At 62.7% G+C, this 16,374-nt stretch carries 14 protein-coding genes and 4 pseudogenes; 12 read left to right on the forward strand and 6 right to left on the reverse strand.

Annotated elements, in window-relative coordinates; all coding sequences use genetic code 11:
- Window positions 1–60 precede the first annotated feature (60 nt).
- A pseudogene (locus tag AC0L39_RS04460) lies at window positions 61–238 on the forward strand (YegP family protein).
- Between the two features lie 57 nt (window positions 239–295).
- Here the strand turns inward: AC0L39_RS04460 and rnhA are convergent.
- The 3 genes from rnhA to ispH are packed head-to-tail and all read right to left on the reverse strand — an operon-like array spanning window position 296 to window position 2,762.
- The gene (rnhA, locus tag AC0L39_RS04465) at window positions 296–754 is read right to left on the reverse strand and encodes a ribonuclease HI (protein ID WP_473261055.1); all 459 of its coding nucleotides are present in this window, start codon (window positions 752–754) and stop codon (window positions 296–298) included.
- Between the two features lie 28 nt (window positions 755–782).
- Window positions 783–1,751 (reverse strand): homoserine kinase, encoded by a 969-nt coding sequence (locus AC0L39_RS04470; RefSeq protein WP_473261058.1) that lies wholly within the window; start codon window positions 1,749–1,751, stop codon window positions 783–785.
- A 21-nt stretch (window positions 1,752–1,772) separates the two neighbouring features.
- Window positions 1,773–2,762 carry a 4-hydroxy-3-methylbut-2-enyl diphosphate reductase gene (ispH, locus tag AC0L39_RS04475; RefSeq protein ID WP_473261060.1) on the reverse strand — a complete coding sequence of 330 codons (990 nt, stop codon included), beginning with the start codon at window positions 2,760–2,762 and terminating at the stop codon, window positions 1,773–1,775.
- A gap of 105 nt (window positions 2,763–2,867) precedes the next feature.
- On the opposite strand from ispH, the gene AC0L39_RS04480 reads away from it, so the two are divergent.
- From AC0L39_RS04480 to tatC, 9 genes and pseudogenes are all read left to right on the forward strand, one after another.
- The gene (locus tag AC0L39_RS04480; RefSeq protein ID WP_473261062.1) at window positions 2,868–3,518 is read left to right on the forward strand and encodes a hypothetical protein; all 651 of its coding nucleotides are present in this window, start codon (window positions 2,868–2,870) and stop codon (window positions 3,516–3,518) included.
- A gap of 159 nt (window positions 3,519–3,677) precedes the next feature.
- Window positions 3,678–5,426, forward strand: coding sequence for an arginine--tRNA ligase (gene argS / locus AC0L39_RS04485; RefSeq protein WP_473261064.1), 1,749 nt, complete (start codon window positions 3,678–3,680; stop codon window positions 5,424–5,426).
- A gap of 52 nt (window positions 5,427–5,478) precedes the next feature.
- Window positions 5,479–6,192 (forward strand): SPOR domain-containing protein, encoded by a 714-nt coding sequence (locus AC0L39_RS04490; protein ID WP_473261066.1) that lies wholly within the window; start codon window positions 5,479–5,481, stop codon window positions 6,190–6,192.
- A gap of 108 nt (window positions 6,193–6,300) precedes the next feature.
- Window positions 6,301–7,325, forward strand: a pseudogene (nagZ, locus tag AC0L39_RS04495) (beta-N-acetylhexosaminidase).
- A 68-nt stretch (window positions 7,326–7,393) separates the two neighbouring features.
- Window positions 7,394–8,182, forward strand: a complete 789-nt coding sequence (locus AC0L39_RS04500) for a segregation and condensation protein A (protein ID WP_473262270.1) — start codon at window positions 7,394–7,396, stop codon at window positions 8,180–8,182.
- A 110-nt stretch (window positions 8,183–8,292) separates the two neighbouring features.
- Window positions 8,293–8,875: pseudogene (scpB, locus tag AC0L39_RS04505) on the forward strand (SMC-Scp complex subunit ScpB).
- Between the two features lie 95 nt (window positions 8,876–8,970).
- Complete coding sequence (locus AC0L39_RS04510) at window positions 8,971–9,210, forward strand: twin-arginine translocase TatA/TatE family subunit (RefSeq protein ID WP_473261068.1); 240 nt, start codon at window positions 8,971–8,973, stop codon at window positions 9,208–9,210.
- Window positions 9,211–9,251: 41 nt separating this feature from the next.
- Window positions 9,252–9,678, forward strand: a pseudogene (tatB, locus tag AC0L39_RS04515) (Sec-independent protein translocase protein TatB).
- Window positions 9,679–9,687: 9 nt separating this feature from the next.
- Window positions 9,688–10,503 carry a twin-arginine translocase subunit TatC gene (gene tatC / locus AC0L39_RS04520; protein ID WP_473261070.1) on the forward strand — a complete coding sequence of 272 codons (816 nt, stop codon included), beginning with the start codon at window positions 9,688–9,690 and terminating at the stop codon, window positions 10,501–10,503.
- Window positions 10,504–10,677: 174 nt separating this feature from the next.
- Here the strand turns inward: tatC and AC0L39_RS04525 are convergent, their stop codons facing one another.
- From AC0L39_RS04525 to AC0L39_RS04535, 3 genes are all read right to left on the reverse strand, one after another.
- Window positions 10,678–10,902, reverse strand: a complete 225-nt coding sequence (locus AC0L39_RS04525; RefSeq protein WP_473261072.1) for a hypothetical protein — start codon at window positions 10,900–10,902, stop codon at window positions 10,678–10,680.
- A 396-nt stretch (window positions 10,903–11,298) separates the two neighbouring features.
- Window positions 11,299–12,948: an amidohydrolase gene (locus AC0L39_RS04530; protein WP_473261074.1), complete on the reverse strand. Its 1,650-nt coding sequence runs from the start codon at window positions 12,946–12,948 to the stop codon at window positions 11,299–11,301.
- Between the two features lie 8 nt (window positions 12,949–12,956).
- Window positions 12,957–13,859 carry an NAD(P)-dependent oxidoreductase gene (locus AC0L39_RS04535; RefSeq protein ID WP_473261075.1) on the reverse strand — a complete coding sequence of 301 codons (903 nt, stop codon included), beginning with the start codon at window positions 13,857–13,859 and terminating at the stop codon, window positions 12,957–12,959.
- A 173-nt stretch (window positions 13,860–14,032) separates the two neighbouring features.
- Between AC0L39_RS04535 and AC0L39_RS04540 the strand changes: the two genes are divergently transcribed.
- Complete coding sequence (locus AC0L39_RS04540; protein WP_473261076.1) at window positions 14,033–15,298, forward strand: threonine ammonia-lyase; 1,266 nt, start codon at window positions 14,033–14,035, stop codon at window positions 15,296–15,298.
- A 222-nt stretch (window positions 15,299–15,520) separates the two neighbouring features.
- Entirely contained in the window at window positions 15,521–16,366 is an 846-nt protein-coding gene (locus tag AC0L39_RS04545) for an arginyltransferase (protein WP_473261078.1), read from the forward strand.
- Window positions 16,367–16,374 lie beyond the last annotated feature (8 nt).

Here is a 16,374-nt window from a genome sequence, read left to right on the forward strand (position 1 = left end):
AGGACCAAGCAATCTGTAAGGTGCACGGCGAGTTTAACGACCATCACAGGGAGAATTAGAATGGCTCACAAGTTTGAAATCTACAAAGACAAGGCCGAAGAATACCGGGTGCGCTTCAGCTACAATTCCGAAGTGATGTTTTCGACGCAGGGCTATTCGAGCAAATCCTCAGCGCAAAACGCCATCGATCTCGATCAAGAAAAACGGCCCGGACGCTCCGGTCGAAGACAACAGCTAAGCTGCAGACCGGTCTCTGACCAAAGCGGGCGCGCCTCAACCGGGGTGGCGCCCGTTTTTATTCGGGCGCGACGTCTTCACTCACTGCAGCGCGTTCGGCCTCATTGCTGGCAAGCTCGTCCACACGCTCGTTCTCGGGATGGCCGTTATGACCCTTGACCCAATGCCAGTCGACGTCATGGCGCGCTGACACCTCGATCAGTTCATGCCACAGATCGGCGTTCCGGACCGGTTTCTTGCTCGCCGTGATCCAGCCGCGCTTCTGCCAGCCCTCGACCCACTTGGTGATTCCGTCGAGCACGTATTTGCTGTCGGAGTAGAGATCGACCTTGCACGGCTCGATCAGCGCGCCGAGCCCCTTGATAACGGCGGTCATCTCCATCCGGTTATTGGTCGTGTCGGCCTCACCGCCGGACAGCTCCTTTTCATGATTGCCCATGCGCAGGAGCGCACCCCAGCCGCCCGGTCCGGGATTGCCCTTGCACGCACCATCGGTGAATATCTCGACTTGTTTCATAGGTCGTTTCATCGACTCGTGTTTACGATCAGTCAAAGGCCTTTTCGCCCAATTCGTCGTAAACGTGCCATCTTGCGACGAATTGCATCGGATCCTTACGAATTACGAGCGCATCATCGGGGGTGTCGAGCCAGTCTTCGGCGCGGCTCGCGACAAATCGCAGAGCGGCGCCTTTCGCTATTCCCGGAAGCAAGGCTCGCTCTGCGGGTTGCAGCGGGCGAATGCTTTCATAGCCAGCTATCATGGCCCGCCCCAGATCGGCGCGGTATTCGTTCGCCTCGTCAAAGCACCAGGCCGTGTGGGTCGTGGCGAGGTCGAGCGCCATTGCCCCGCTGCAGGCAAAGTAGAAATCGATGAGGCCGGTGACCTCGTCATCCAGCATCAGGACATTGTCGGGGAACAAGTCGGCGTGGATATGGGCCTGCGGCAGCGTCTGCAGGTCGATAGCGGCAGCATCGCGCGCAGGCGCGAGCATGGCGGGCAGGTCCGGATGGATCGAGCCAAGGCCGCCAGGCCCGCATTGTTCCAGCACCGCGAGATTGTCGGCAAAGCCCATCGTGTTCGCGCGCGAAAGTCCGAAGTCACCGCTCGCCAGATGCATGTTCGCCAGCACTTGCCCCACGGCGCGTGCCTGCTCGGCGCTGGGCAGGGTGGGGGAAACGCCGGGCAGGAATTCGATCAGGGCGACCGCCTTGCCATGCTCCATCCGGTATGCCGCGCCCGAGCGGTCGTGGATCGTGCGCGGGACCGGGCATCCCTTGGCCGAGAGGTGATCGAGCAGGCCGAGAAAGTATGGCAGGTCCGATAGCTCGATCCGCCGCTCATACATCGTCAGGATATACCGGCTGCCCTTTCCATCAGGCCCGGAGGTTTCGATCAGCCAGTTGGAATTGGACACGCCCTCGGCAATACCCTTTGCCGAAACAAGCGCGCCGACATCGTAATGCGCGATGAGATCGGCCAGCTGTTCCGCGCCAAGATGGGTGTAGACCGCCATGAGTGCAGGCGCTTTTCCGAATTACTCGGTGAGCTGGCGCGGCAGCTTGAACACCATCTTTTCCTCTGCCGCCGTGATCGTGCGTTCGTGGATCGGTCGCAGCTTGCCAAGCGCATCGACAACTTCGCGGACCAGCACTTCGGGGGCGGAAGCTCCGGCTGTGAGGCCGAGCGTTTCGACCCCTTCGAGCCATGCAGGATCAATCTCGTCGGCGCGCTGGATCAGTTTTGCCGGTGTCCCGAGTCGCTCGGAAACCTCGACCAGCCGCAGCGAATTGGAGGAATTGGACGCGCCGATAACCAGTACAAGGTCGCAATCGGGCGCAAGATCCTTGACCGCCGCCTGCCTGTTCGAGGTGGCGTAGCAAATGTCCTCGGCCTTGGGTCCGCTGATATTGGGGAAACGCCATTCCAGCGCGGCGATCACTTCGGCTGTGTCATCGACCGACAGGGTTGTCTGCGTGAGATAGGCGAGTTCCTCGTCACTCTCGAACGGCAGCTTGTCCACGTCCTCGATCGTTTCCACCAGCGTCATCTGGCCCGGTTCGACCTGGCCCATCGTCCCGATCACCTCGGGGTGGCCTTCGTGGCCGACGAAGATGATGTGGCGGCCCTTTTCGATCTGGCGCTCGGCCTGGCGGTGCACCTTGGACACCAGCGGACAGGTCGCATCGAGATAGACCATGTTGCGCCGCTCCGCCTCTGCCGGGACGGCTTTCGGGACGCCGTGCGCGCTGAATACGACCGGTGCATCGGCAGGCACTTCGTCCAGTTCCTCGACAAAGATCGCGCCCTTGGCCTTCAGGCCTTCGACGACATATTTGTTGTGGACGATTTCGTGCCGGACATAGACCGGTGCGCCGTAGCGCTCGAGCGATTTTTCGACGATCTCGATGGCTCTGTCGACCCCGGCGCAAAAGCCGCGGGGCGCCGCGATGAGCAGGTTGAGCGGTTCGTCCGAGGAGACAGGTTTCCTGTCTGAGGCGTCAGTGGTTGGAAATGGGGCGTTCATATGGCTCCCTCTAGCGCTTTGCTGCGCGCACCGCTAGGGCGAGAACGAATGCCGCGCCGATTGTGCAGCGGCTTGTTGGATCGATAATTCAAGGACGTGTTTTTCATGGCATTTCGCACCCGTGTTCTTCCCGCTTTTGCGCTCGCAGCTGCATTGGCAGGATGCGCCCGCGAAGGTGAACTGGTGGTGGACCAGGGCGTCGGCATCACTGCCGTCCTGTCATCGTGCCCGGCGGTCGGCATTCCCGACTACACTGGGGACATCACCGCGTTTCGCGCAGCCGGCGACCCCACGCTCGCCAATCTCGACATGACCGCCAGCATGACGAACCTGCGTTCGACCTGCAACGAAACGGGCGAGCGGGTCTATACCGAGGCGACGTTCGATGTGAATGCCCGGCGCAGCGATGTGCGCGGCGCCCGGACTGTCACTCTGCCGTATTTCGTTACGGTCCTGCGCGGCGGCAGCGCCGTAGTTACCAAGCGGATCGGACAGGTCACGCTGAATTTCGCCGACGGGCAGGAGCGCGCGAGCGCCAGCGGCAAGGCGGGCTCCTTCGTGAACCGCGCCGATGCGACCTTGCCTGAAGACATCCGCGAACGGATCACCCGGCGCCGACGACCTGGCGATGTCGATGCAGCGCTCGACCCGCTTTCCGCTCCTGAAGTAAAAGCCGCGATCCAGCGCAGCCGGTTCGAGATGCTTGTCGGCTTCCAATTGTCCGAGGATCAATTGGCTTACAACGCTACGCGCTAGTGGTTTCGCACGCCATCCGGCGCGCGGTATCCTCGCTCAAGCGGCATCCAGCCGCATCGCTGCGGGCGACCGGTCGGCCTTGCGACGCCGTTGGCGTCGTCTGGCGCTCCATACTCGACCTTTGCCCCGCTTACACTTTCCGCTAACTGCGCCGGTGAAATGACCCAAAGCCAAACCCTTTACGCTGCCTACGCGGCCAAGATCGAAGCTGTCCTTGCCGCTCTGGCGAGCGAAGGCGTGCTGCCTGCCGATGCAAGCTTTGCCAATGTCACGGTAGAACCTCCGCGCGATCCTTCGCACGGCGATCTCGCCACCAATGCCGCGATGGTGCTGGCCAAGCAGGCCAAGACCAACCCGCGCGCGCTGGCCGAGCAGGTCGTCGCAAAGCTCCGGGCCGACCCGAGCATCACGAGCGCGGACATCGCCGGACCGGGCTTCATCAACCTGCGGCTCGACCCATCCGCATGGCTCGCCGAGCTCGCTGCCATCGTCGAAACGGGAGACCGGTATGGCCGTTCGTCGATGGGCGAAGGCCGGATGGTCAATGTCGAATATGTCTCGGCCAATCCGACCGGGCCGATGCATATGGGCCATTGCCGCGGGGCGGTGGTGGGCGATGCGCTTGCAAGCCTGCTCGAATTTGCCGGGCACAAGGTCACGCGCGAATATTACATCAACGATGCGGGCGGCCAGGTCGACGTGCTCGCCCGGTCGGCGCATCTGCGCTACCGCGAGGCGCTGGGCGAGGATATCGGGGCCATTCCCGAAGGCCTCTATCCCGGCGATTACCTCAAGCCGATCGGCGAATATCTCGCGCAGGAGCTTGGCGACAAGCATCTGGGAGAGCCGGAAGAAGAATGGCTCCCCTATTTCCGCGCCGAGGCGGTCGAAAAGATGATGGACCTCATCAAATCCGACCTCGCCTTGCTCGGCATCAGGCACGACGTCTTTTCGTCCGAGGCGGCGCTGCACCTTGCTGGCAAGCCTGACGAAGCCGAGGCATGGCTGCGCAAGCATGACCTCGTCTATGACGGCGTGCTCGAAGCGCCAAAGGGCAAGGCTCCGCCCGAGGATTGGGAGCCGGTCGAACTGCCGCTGTTCCGCTCGACGAAGTTCGGCGATGATCAGGATCGCCCGATCAGGAAGTCGAACGGTGCGTGGACCTATTTCGGGGCCGACCTCGCCTATCACATGCAAAAGGCCGAGCATGCCGATGAACTGATCGACATCTGGGGCGCCGATCACGCAGGCACGGTCAAGCGGATCAAGGCGGCGGTGGCCGCGCTTTCCGAAGGGCAGGGCGAGCCGATCCCGTTCGACGTGAAACTGGTCCAGATGGTCCAGCTGATGCGCGGCGGAAAGCCGGTCAAGATGTCCAAGCGCTCGGGCAATTTCATCACTATCGCCGACATGATCGAGGAAGTCGGCAGGGACGTGGTGCGCTTCACCATGCTGAGCCGCAAGCCCGAAGCGCAGATGGAATTCGACTTCGCCAAGGTGGTCGAGGCTTCAAAGGACAATCCGGTCTTCTACGTGCAGTACGCCCATGCGCGCATCCGTTCGACGCTGCGGAAGGCAGCGGAGGCCGGGTTCGCGCCGTCTTCCGAAGCATTGGAGCAGCTTGGCGACGAAGAGATCGCCATGATCCGCAACGCTGCGCAGTTCCCGCGGATCATCGAATCCGCCGCCAAGGCGCGAGAGGCGCACCGAATCGCGTTTTATCTCTACGATCTGGCGGCAGAGCTGCATGCGTTCTGGAACCTGGGTAACGATGACGCACAAAAGCGGTTCATCGTGGAACAGGATAGGGGTTTGACCGAGGCGAGGCTTTTCCTCGCGCAGGCAATCGGGCAGGTGATTCGCAACGGCCTGAATGTGCTGGGTGTGGAAGCCGTGGAATCTCTATAGCGGTTAGCTAACCTGATGGTATGCTCAGGCTCGATGGAAAGGTTGCAGATCCGTGGTAATCGACGCTGAATTCGAAGAAATTGAGAACACCGACGGGGAATTGGACCTGTCAGAGACCGACAGCCTGCCCTGGCTCGAATCGAATGAAGAGGACGAGGCCGCTGGCGGTGTCGATACCGCCCAGATCGTCGGTTTCGGCGTGGTCTTGCTCGCAATTCTCGTCGGGATCGTGGGTGCGATCTACCTGCTGACAGGCAGTGTCGGTGACAGCGATATCGTCGCCGATGGCAGCACGATCGAGGCGCCCGAAGGCCCGATCAAGGAACGGCCCGAGGATCCGGGCGGCAAGGAGTTTGCTGGAACTGGCAATGTTGCACCCGCCGTGGGCGAAGGTCAGGTGCGCGAAGGGCAGATGCGCAGCGACGATGCCCCGGAGGCGGCGCCGTCTCCCTCCATTGCAATTGTCGGATCGGATCCGGGTCCGGCAGCCGAGAACGACACTGCAACCAAGATCGTCCCCGCCGATCCGCAGGGCGTCGGCGTCCAGCTCGCCGCCTATGGCTCACGCTCGAGGGCGCAAACCGGCTGGCAGACGCTGACCCGGCAGACCGATGTGCTGAACGGCGTGAAGAACCGGATCGTGACAGGCGTGGTGGATGGCAGCACCGTGTACCGCCTCCAGGCGGTCATGCCCGATCGCGCAGCCGCCGAAGAATTGTGCCGCAAGATCAAGGCAGACGGTCTCGATTGCGCGGTCAAATCGTAAGCCGACGCGAGGCGAATGGTTGCCGTATTGCGCGCACCGTCCCGTTTTCCCCCACAATAGGTGGTTAGCGCGCTTGCCTGACGGTGTGCCTCCTGCAAGTCTCATCGCATGATTCCGGCGATTTTCGGATGCAGCGGCCCCAGATTGACGGTACCGATGAGCGCGCTTTCTTCCGCGAGGCGGATCCGGCGGGCTACATCCTGTTCGGTAGAAATTGCGAAAATCCGGAGCAATTGCGAGCCCTGACCGATGAATTGCGTGCGCTCCACGGACGTGACCGGCTGCTCGTATCGATTGACCAGGAAGGCGGAAGGGTTGCGCGCCTGCGCCCGCCGCACTGGTCGGCCTATCCCACCGGGGAAGCGTTCGACCGGTTGTACGATCTTGCCCCGGCCAGCGCCATCGAAGCGGCCCGCGCCAATGCGCACGCAATGGGGCTGGAGCTTTCCGCAATGGGCATCACGGTCGATTACCATCCTCCGCTCGATGTGCGGCAGGCAGGTGCTCATGACGTAATCGGCGACCGCGCGCTCGGCAGTGATCCGGTGCAGGTGGCTGCGATTGGTCGCGCGATCCTCGAAGGACTTGCTTCAGGCGGCGTTGCGGGCTGCATCAAGCATATGCCCGGCCACGGGCGCACCAGCGTCGACACGCACAAGGAAATGCCGACCGTCCATGCGAGCGCAGAGGAACTGGAGAGCGATCTCGCGCCTTTCCGCGCGCTCAATTCGGCGCCCATCGGGATGACCGGACACCTGCTGTTCCCGGTGTGGGATGCCGACAATCCGGCCACGTTGTCCGCCAAGATCATCCGCGACATCATCCGCGGCGAAATCGGCTTCGACGGCCTGCTGCTCACCGACGATATCGACATGGAGGCGCTTGAGGGGACCATCCCGGAGCGTTCGGCCCGCGCCCATGCAGCGGGCTGCGATCTCGTGCTCAATTGCTGGGCGAAGATGGACGATATGCAGGGCATCTGCGAGCGGCTGCCGGCCATGTCGGACAAGACGTCCGAGCGACTGGACCGCGCGCTTGAGGACACCCGGATCGAGCCGAATATCCCCGGCGCGCAAACGGAATTGCTGGCCAAGCGCGATGCCTTGCTCGCGCTGACGGGAGAAGCGGCGTGACCGGACCTCCCGAAGACGGCTTCATGTTCACAGGCGGCGTAGCAGGCATGGATGAGCCAATGGCTCAGATGCCTGATGGCTGGGCCGATGACGATACTGCAACGCAGAGCGCAAAAGCAGGCGACGAGGCGCTCTATCTTGAGCTTGACGGGTGGGCAGGGCCGCTGGACCTGTTGCTCGACCTTGCGCGCCGGCAGAAGGTCGATTTGCGCCAGATATCGATCCTCGCCCTGGTCGACCAGTACCTGACCTATATCGAACGCGCCGAAGAGCTGCGGCTCGAGCTGGCAGCCGATTACCTCGTGATGGCGGCATGGCTGGCCTATCTCAAATCCTCGCTGCTCCTGCCCAAGGAAGAGCAGGAAGACCCCAGCCCCGAAGAGCTCGCCCTGCGCCTGCAATTGCGGCTCCAGCGGCTTGGCGCGATGCGCGAGGCGGCGGCGCGGCTGATGGGGCGCGACCGGGTCGGGCGCGACACATTCCTGCGCGGTTCGCCCGAGGGCCTGCGGATCGACCGCAAGACCCAGTGGAAGAGCGATGCCTATTCGCTCATCCAGGCGTATGGGCAGGTGAAGGCCCGGACTGCGCCGCGCATCTACCACGTCGCCGACCGCCCGGTGATGACGCTCGACAGCGCGCTCGACCGCGTTTCCGCTATGCTGGGCGTGACGCTCGAATGGATGGATATCCGCGACTTCCTGCCGCGGCACGCCGAACCGGCGCTGCGCAAGTCGGCGCTCGCATCGAGTTTCGTAGCGGCGCTTGAGCTTGCCCGCCTTGGCCGCGCCGAGATCGAACAGGACGCGGCGTTTTCTCCGCTGCGCATCCGGCGATTGAAGGAACAGGCCGCAGCATGAGCGAAACCGCAGTCACTGGTGACGCGCCGACCGGCAACGCTGCGCCCGCGCGCACGCTTGACGAGATCGAGCGCGCGCTTGAGGCGACCCTGTTCGCAGCTGAAGACCCGATGAGCGTCGATGCGCTCTCCACCCATCTCGGCGGGCTCGAAAACGCGGCAGTGCGCGAGGGATTGAAGACGCTCGCGGCGCATTATTCCGAGCGCGGGGTGCACCTCGTCGAGCGCGGGAAACGCTGGCATTTCGAAACCGCGCCCGACCTTGCCCACTTGTTGCGGCGCGAGCGCGAGCAGGTCCGCCGCCTGAGCCGGGCCGCCACCGAAGTGCTATCCATCATCGCCTATCATGAGCCGGTCAGCCGCGCGGAAATCGAATCGATCTCGCGGGGTGCAGACCGCGAAAGGTACGCTCGACGTGTTGATGGAGGCCGGGTGGATCAAGCTGGCCGGACGCCGCGAAGTCCCCGGACGCCCTGTCATTTACGCAACCACGCTGGAATTTCTCGACCATTTTGGGCTTTCTTCGCGCCGCGACCTGCCCGGCATGGAGGAATTGCGCGCTGCCGGACTGCTCGATCCGGTGGACGATGCGCTTGAAGAGGCGATGGAGAGCGCGGGAAGCCCGCCAGACGCGGACGAAGCGTCGACGAGCGAGGAACCCGGCACGCGCGAATCGGACCCCGATACGCACTGACGATCCGCGCAAAATCGCGCCGCTGGATCATCCCGACTGGCGCGAAGGCGTGATCGGCCCTATATTGGGTTCACACACAATTAGAGAGAGTTCGCATGGGCGGTATCGGCATCTGGCAAATCGTAATCGTGGCGCTTGTCGTCCTGATCCTGTTCGGGCGCGGTCGTATCTCCGAAATGATGGGCGATTTTGGCAAGGGCATCTCCAGCTTCAAAAAAGGCATGACCGAGGAAGAGGAAGCCGATAGCGCCGCAAAGGCGCAGATCGAGGCTCCGACAAAGGATGTGCCGCCCACTGAAACCAAGACCGGTGACCGCAGCGATTCCGCCAGCTAACCGCTGCGACTACACGCGGCTCGCCCGCTTGAAAGCACTTAATGTTCGATATCGGCGCTGCTGAACTTCTTGTTATCGTCATCGTGGCGATCCTCGTGATCGGTCCCAAGGAAATGCCGCGTGCGATGCGCACCGGCCGGGCGCTGGATCGGGCAGGTCCGCAAAGTCTCCGCGCATTTCCGCACCGGCATCGATGCGATGGTCCGCGAGGCCGAGCTTGAGGACATGGAAAAGAAGTGGAAGGCGCAGAACGAGGCGATCATGAAGCGCACCGCCGTGAACGCCGAAGTCGATGCGGGCGAACCGGTCATGACCGGGCCGCCTCCAATTGCCGCCGATAGCGAGCCGGAAGGCGGGCCCGATCCGATGGCCGACGATCCTGCTCCCGAGGCCGATGACGGCGCTCCCGAATTGCCCCTGGCGCCTCGCAAGGACATCCGCGGCTCCCGCGGAAAAACGGCGGAGTAGGCAGCGGCAATGGCCTTCGAGATATCCGACATAGACGAGACGCGCGCGCCGCTGCTCGATCACCTGGTGGAGCTGCGCTCGCGCCTTATGCGCTCGGTGTTTGCGCTGATGATCGGCTTCGGGATCTGCCTGTATTTCGCCGATCCAATCCTGGCCTTTCTGGTGAAGCCTCTGAAAGCGGCATTTCCCGACGGGGAGGGCCAGCTCATCTTCACCCGCTTGCCAGAGCTGTTCTTTGTGGACTTGAAGGTCGGCCTGTTCGGCGGGTTCATGGTCAGCTTTCCGATCATCGCCAACCAGCTCTGGGCGTTCGTCGCACCGGGCCTGTACGCGCGCGAAAAGAAGGCGTTTCTGCCGTTCCTGATCGCAACACCCGTGCTGTTCATTGGCGGCGCATCGCTCGCCTATTTCGTGGTCATGCCGACCGCGTTCAGGTGGTTCCTCGGCTTTGGCGGCGACGCGGGCGGGCTGGCTGTAGAGGCGCTGCCGGCGGCGGGCGATTATCTCGATCTCGTAATGCAGTTCATCCTGGCCTTCGGATTGACTTTCCTGCTGCCGGTGCTGCTGATGCTGCTTCACAGGGCAGGGATCGTCACGCGCGCGCAGATGGCGGGGGCGCGGCGCTATGTTGTGGTCGGTGTCGTTGCGCTGGCAGCGATTGTCACGCCGCCTGATCCCGGCTCCCAGGTCATTCTCGCCCTGCCGCTGCTGGTCCTGTTCGAAGGGTCGCTGCTGCTGATGAGGCTGCAGGAACGTGCGGTGGAAAAGGACGCTAAGGCCGCGGCTGCTGCCGCAAACGAGGACGAGCCAACAGCCGAGGCCTGAGAGTTCTCAGAGCTGGGAGCGGCGGTGCGGCCTTATCCTTCGGTGACCCGCAATAGGCCGACTACCGATATCGTGGGGGGCACCTGACTGTCGGAACAATGCGATCGAGGCGCGGGTACTGGACAAAAAAAGGGGCCCCGAAAGGAGCCCCTTTGAATTGGTATCGACCGAAGCTTACGGGCTGGTCGGAACGTCGTCACCGCCGTCTGCAGCGATGATGATGCCAGCAATGATTGCGGCAGCAGCCAGAATGCCGATGATGATGCCGGAACCGTCACCCTCGAGTTCGCTTTCGCTTTCAACTGGAGCAGCGCTGCGCTCGAAAGCTGCTTCTGCGATCGCAGGCGAAGCAGCAAGCGAAACCGCTGCGGTAGCCAATGCGAGGTTACGGATTTTCATCGATTCGTCTCCTGTGAGCTCTTAATTAATCTGGTTCGGACCCGAGTTAGCGAAGTCCGGCAATTCTTACAAGCCCTAATTTGTATCAATCCTTAGGTCGGGTCATCCCAAGAATGGTTCGTAATCAATATTTTATCCGGCGATCTTCCGAAAAACGCCAGCGCAGATGGCACTTCCCGTCAAATCAGTTGTGTGCAGTTGCACAATTGCAACCTAGGCTTTGATTCGACGCAGTTTTAGCCGCTCCGCCGACGTGCCTGACCGATTAACGGAGCGAATCCGCAAACCCTTTGCACTCTACTTACTTCATTACGTGACCAAATGATGAAGCTGCATCTATATTTGATCAACTAAGTAACCAGACGTAGCTGTGGGCTATTCGTTCCAGAAAAGACGTCAGCGCGCTCGTTTCCCGCCGACCCACACTTCATGGATGGTCGTCTCGCGGATTTCGGCAGGGGATGCGATCATCGGGTCGCGGTCGACGAGGATGAAGTCGGCGCGTTCGCCTGGCACGAGTCGCCCGAACTTGCCATCGGCAAAGCCGGCATAGGCTGCGTCAGCCGTGAAGGCCTTGAGTGCGGCTTCGCGGCTGACGGTTTCACTGGGCAGCCAGCCGCCGAATGGCTCTCCGTTGGCGTCTGTCCGGCTGATGGCGACCGCAAGTCCTGCGAACACGTCAGCCGGTTCGACCGGCGCGTCCGAGCCGAATGCAAGCTTGCCGCCGACCTTCAGCACGCTGCGCCATGCATAGGCTCCATCCAGGCGGTCCGGGCCGAGGCGTGCTTCTGCCATGGTGCGGTCCGAGGTCTGGTGCAGCGGCTGCATCGAAGCAATGACGCCGTGATCGCCGAAGCGCTCAAGGTCGGCAGGATCGACGATCTGCGCGTGCTCGATCCGCCAGCGCCGGTCGCCTTCATAGGTCTCGGACAATTCCTCGATCGCATTCAGCACTTCGGCGTTCGCGGCATCGCCGATCGCATGAATGGCGCTCTGGAAATTGTCGAGCGCGGCGCGGCTCATCAGGTTGCGCAATTGCGCGGGTGTCAGCAGCGGCAGGCCGGTTGTGCCGGGTTCGTCCTCGTACGGCTCCTTGAGGGTCGCGCCGCGCGATCCCAGCGCGCCGTCGAGATACAGCTTGATGCCGCCGAGGCGCAGCTTGTCTTGATAGAGCCACGGGGTCGGGCCGGGTCCGGCAATCAGGTCCATCGTGTCCGCATCGGTGGCGTAGGACATGATGCGGATGCCGAGCCGTCCAGTATCGCCAGCGCGGCGAAAGGTCTGCCAATCCTCGATGCTGGTGCCCATGTCGGCCACGGCGGTGATCCCGTTCTGGAGCAGGCGTTCCTGAGCCTTGGCCAGCGCGGCGTCGCGGTCTTCTGGGCGCGGAGCGGGAACGACAGCGTTCACCAGCGCTTCTGCCGCGTCGACAAACACGCCTGAGGGCTCGCGGCTGCCGGCCTTGCGGATAATCCGCCCGCCAGCGGGGTCGCCATTGTCGGCAGTGACGCCTGCGCGCTTCATCGCCATCGTGTTGGCCCAGCTTGCATGGCCATCGACGCGCCCAAGCCATACCGGCCGGTCAGAGACGATCGCATCCAGCTCCTCGGCAGTCGGGAAGCGGCCAAGGCCCCACTTTTCCTGGTTCCAGCCGCGCCCGAGGATCCACGGACGTCCGGGATTCTCCTCGGCAAATTGCTCGATCTTCGCAAGCGCGTCGTCGAGCGAGGTCGTCTCCGACAGGTCGAGCAGCAGCGCGCCAAAGCCGATGCCCATCACGTGAACATGCGCGTCGATCATGCCGGGCAGCATCACGCGGCCCTGGCCATCGATCCCGTAATCGACATCGCGCGGGCGCTCCTCTCCGCTTTCGAGCACCTGCGTGATGATCCCCTGATCGTCGAACACGAGCCCCGTGAAGCGGACAACCTGGCCTTCTTCATCGACCGTCACGCCGTCGACATTGTCGATCAGCGTGTCGGCCAGCGCCGGAGTGGAGGCGAATGCGGCGAACGCCGCGAGGCTGCGGATTACACTACGGAGCATCTCGTTCCTTACTTTGATTGGCCTGATGGCAGCCGGGTGATGAGCGCGCTCGTATCGCGCCTGCCGCCGCCTGCGGCCTGTACGTCGGCATAGAATTGATCGACGAGGGCGGTGACCGGCGAGGACAGGCCGAGCCGCTTCGCTTCATCCAGCGCATAGCCCAGATCCTTGCGCATCCAGTCGATGGCGAAGCCGAAATCGAATTCGCCTGCGGTCATGGTTTTCCAGCGATTGTCCATTTGCCAGCTCTGGGCGGCTCCGCCGGAGATCGCCTCGTAGGTCTTTTCAAGATCGAGGCCCGCTGCCTCGGCCAGCCGGATCGCTTCGCCCAGGCCGCCAAGAACGCCCGCAATGCACATCTGGTTGGCCATTTTCGCGGTCTGCCCCGCGCCGCTCGGCCCGACATGCACGATGGACTTCGCATAGCATCCCATCACCGGGCGCGCGCGGTCCATCGCAGCGTCCGAACCCCCGCACATGATCGCAAGCTGGCCATTGACCGCGCCCGCTTCGCCGCCGCTTACCGGAGCATCGACAGCCTCCACGCCGTGCGCTTCCGCTTCGCTCGCCAGAATGCGGGCCATGTCGGCGGAAACAGTGGTGTGGTCGACCAGCAGCGATCCGGCGCGCATTGCGGTGAGCGCGCCCGCTTCGCCGAGCGCGACTTCGCGCAGGTCCTCGTCATTGCCGACGCATATGAATACGATATCCGCCTCGCGCGCGGCCTCTGCCGGGGTCTGCGCAAAGGCAATCTCAAGTCCTTCCTCGCTCCAGACCTGCTGCCATTTGGACGCCCGCTCTGCCGAGCGGTTATACGCGGTGACCGGGTGTCCGGCGCGGGCGAGGTGCCCGGTCATCGGGCCGCCCATCACGCCGAGGCCGATAAAAGCGATTGCTTGCGGTGAAGTCATGGCGCGCAGCACTAATGGGATTTCGCAGGCTTGCCAATGACATCGCGGCGTCTTTGCCGGACGATACTTTTCCGCGGCAAAGCCAGATGCGCCGGGGCCATAGCAATTCTTGGTGGCACGCCGAGCCTTAGGAATTGCCCTTGCCCGCCGGACAGCCTAATCCCGCCGCCATCATGACTGCCGAACCCGCATCAGCCGAACCGCTCAGCCCGCACACAGCCAGCCCCGATGAGCTGACCATCGACACAATCCGCGCCGCCGCCGCGCGGATCGAAGGCGCAGTGGTCAACACGCCGATGATGCATTCGATCACGCTCTCGGAGATTACCGGCGCGGATATCTGGCTCAAGTTCGAAAACCTGCAATTCACTGCGGCGTATAAAGAGCGCGGCGCGCTCAATGCGCTGCTCCACCTTACCGACGAACAGCGACAGCGCGGCGTGATCGCGGCCTCCGCAGGCAATCACAGCCAGGGATTGTCCTATCACGGCACGCGGCTGGGCGTGCCGGTCCATATCGTGATGCCGCGCACCACGCCCACCGTAAAGGTCATGCAGACCGAGAGCGTTGGCGGGCAAGTTGTGCTCGAAGGGGAAACCTTCGACGAGGCGCACGCCCATGCGCGCAAGCTTGAGGCGGAGATGGGCCTGACATTCGTCCATCCCTTCGATGACCCGCTGATCGCCGCCGGGCAGGGCACGGTCGCGCTCGAAATGCTCGAGGTCCAGCCCGATCTCGATTGCCTGGTCACGCCAATCGGCGGGGGCGGGCTCATCTCCGGCATGGCAACAGTCGCCAAGGCTCTGAACCCCGATATCGAGGTTGTCGGCGTGCAGGCGGCGCTGTTCCCGAGCATGTTCGACAAGATCAAGGGCGAAAGCCACGATTGCGGCGGCGATACTCTTGCAGAAGGCATAGCGGTCAAGAAGCCGGGCGAGTTCACCAGCAAGGTGATTGCCGAGCGGGTCGACGATATCCTGCTGGTCGATGAGCCCGCGCTGGAAAAGGCGGTGTCGCTATTGCTCCAGATCGAGAAGACCGTGGTCGAAGGGGCGGGGGCCGCCGGTCTTGCGGCGGTGCTCAGCAACCCGGAACGCTTTGCGGGAAAGACCATCGGGCTGGTTCTGTGCGGCGGCAACATCGACACCCGCCTGCTCGCCAATGTGCTCCTGCGCGACCTCGCCAGGCAGGGCCGCCTCGCCCGGTTGCGGGTGACCTTGCAGGATCGCCCCGGTGCGCTCTTCAAGGTGATGAGTCTGTTCGACCAGCACAACGTCAACATAATCGAGATTTACCACCAGCGCATTTTTACCTCGCTTCCGGCCAAGGGCCTGATCACCGACATCGAATGCGAAGCGCGCGATGCCGAGCAGGTCGAGCGGCTGGTCGACGCGCTGCGGGCGAAGAACTACGCGGTCCAGATGGTGGAACTCAACTAAGACACGCACGGCGCGAGTGCGCTCTTGCATCCAATATTGCTGTTTATGACCGGAGAAATCGGTCCGCATTGGCCGCAATTTGTGCGCCGAATTGTGCAAAGTAAGGCATTATTCACCGTGTTTCATGGTTAAGGGTCTTTTACCGGGGAACCCGAAAAGGCATAACAACGTCTTAACAAGAACAGAATCGATTCCCGCAGCCAAGAGGACGCAGCCAAACCCGTGACGGCCCCGATCCGCTTTCCCCGTTTCTTTGTGACGAGCCCTGCGCCGTGCCCGTATCTGCCCGGGCGGCAGGAGCGGAAGGTCTTTACTGAGCTTAAAGGCGCACACTCCGACCAGCTGAACGAGGCACTGGGCCGCATCGGTTTCCGCCGTAGCCAGACGGTCGCGTACCGGCCAAGCTGCCTCGATTGCCAGGCCTGCGTATCGGTCCGTGTTGTCGCCGCGGAATTCAAGCCGTCGAACACGCAAAAGCGCGATATCAGGCGCAATGCAGACCTCGTCGTGACCGAATGCCGCCCGTGGGCAACCGATGAGCAGTTCGAATTGCTCGCGAAATATCTCAGCGTCCGCCACCCCGATGGCGGGATGTCGGCCATGGACGAGCTCGATTATGCCGACATGATCGAACACACGCCGGTCACCAGCACGGTGATCGAATATCGCGAACCATCGGTGGATGGCGAACCCGGCAAGCTGGTCGGCGCGTGTCTGACCGATCGTCAGGGCGACGGCCTGTCCATGATCTACTCGTTCTACGATCCGGATCACGAGGACCGCGCTGGTCTGGGCAATTACATCATCCTCGACCACATCAAGCGCGCGGCAAGGGGCGACTTGCCCTATGTCTATCTTGGATATTGGGTCGAAGGCAGCCCGCGGATGCAATACAAGGTGCGCTATCGCCCGCTCGAGCGGCTGACGCGCGATGGCTGGCAACGGATGGACCGCGAAGAGCAGGGCAAGTTGATCGCCGAAGCGACAGCACCTCGCGGCGAAAAGACTGGAACATTGGGCGGCGCAAGGGGTAAAGACGGGCAACCGGTCAAATTTCCCGCGAGCTAATATTTGCA

The sequence above is a fragment of the Erythrobacter sp. K21-9 genome (genome assembly GCF_055808355.1).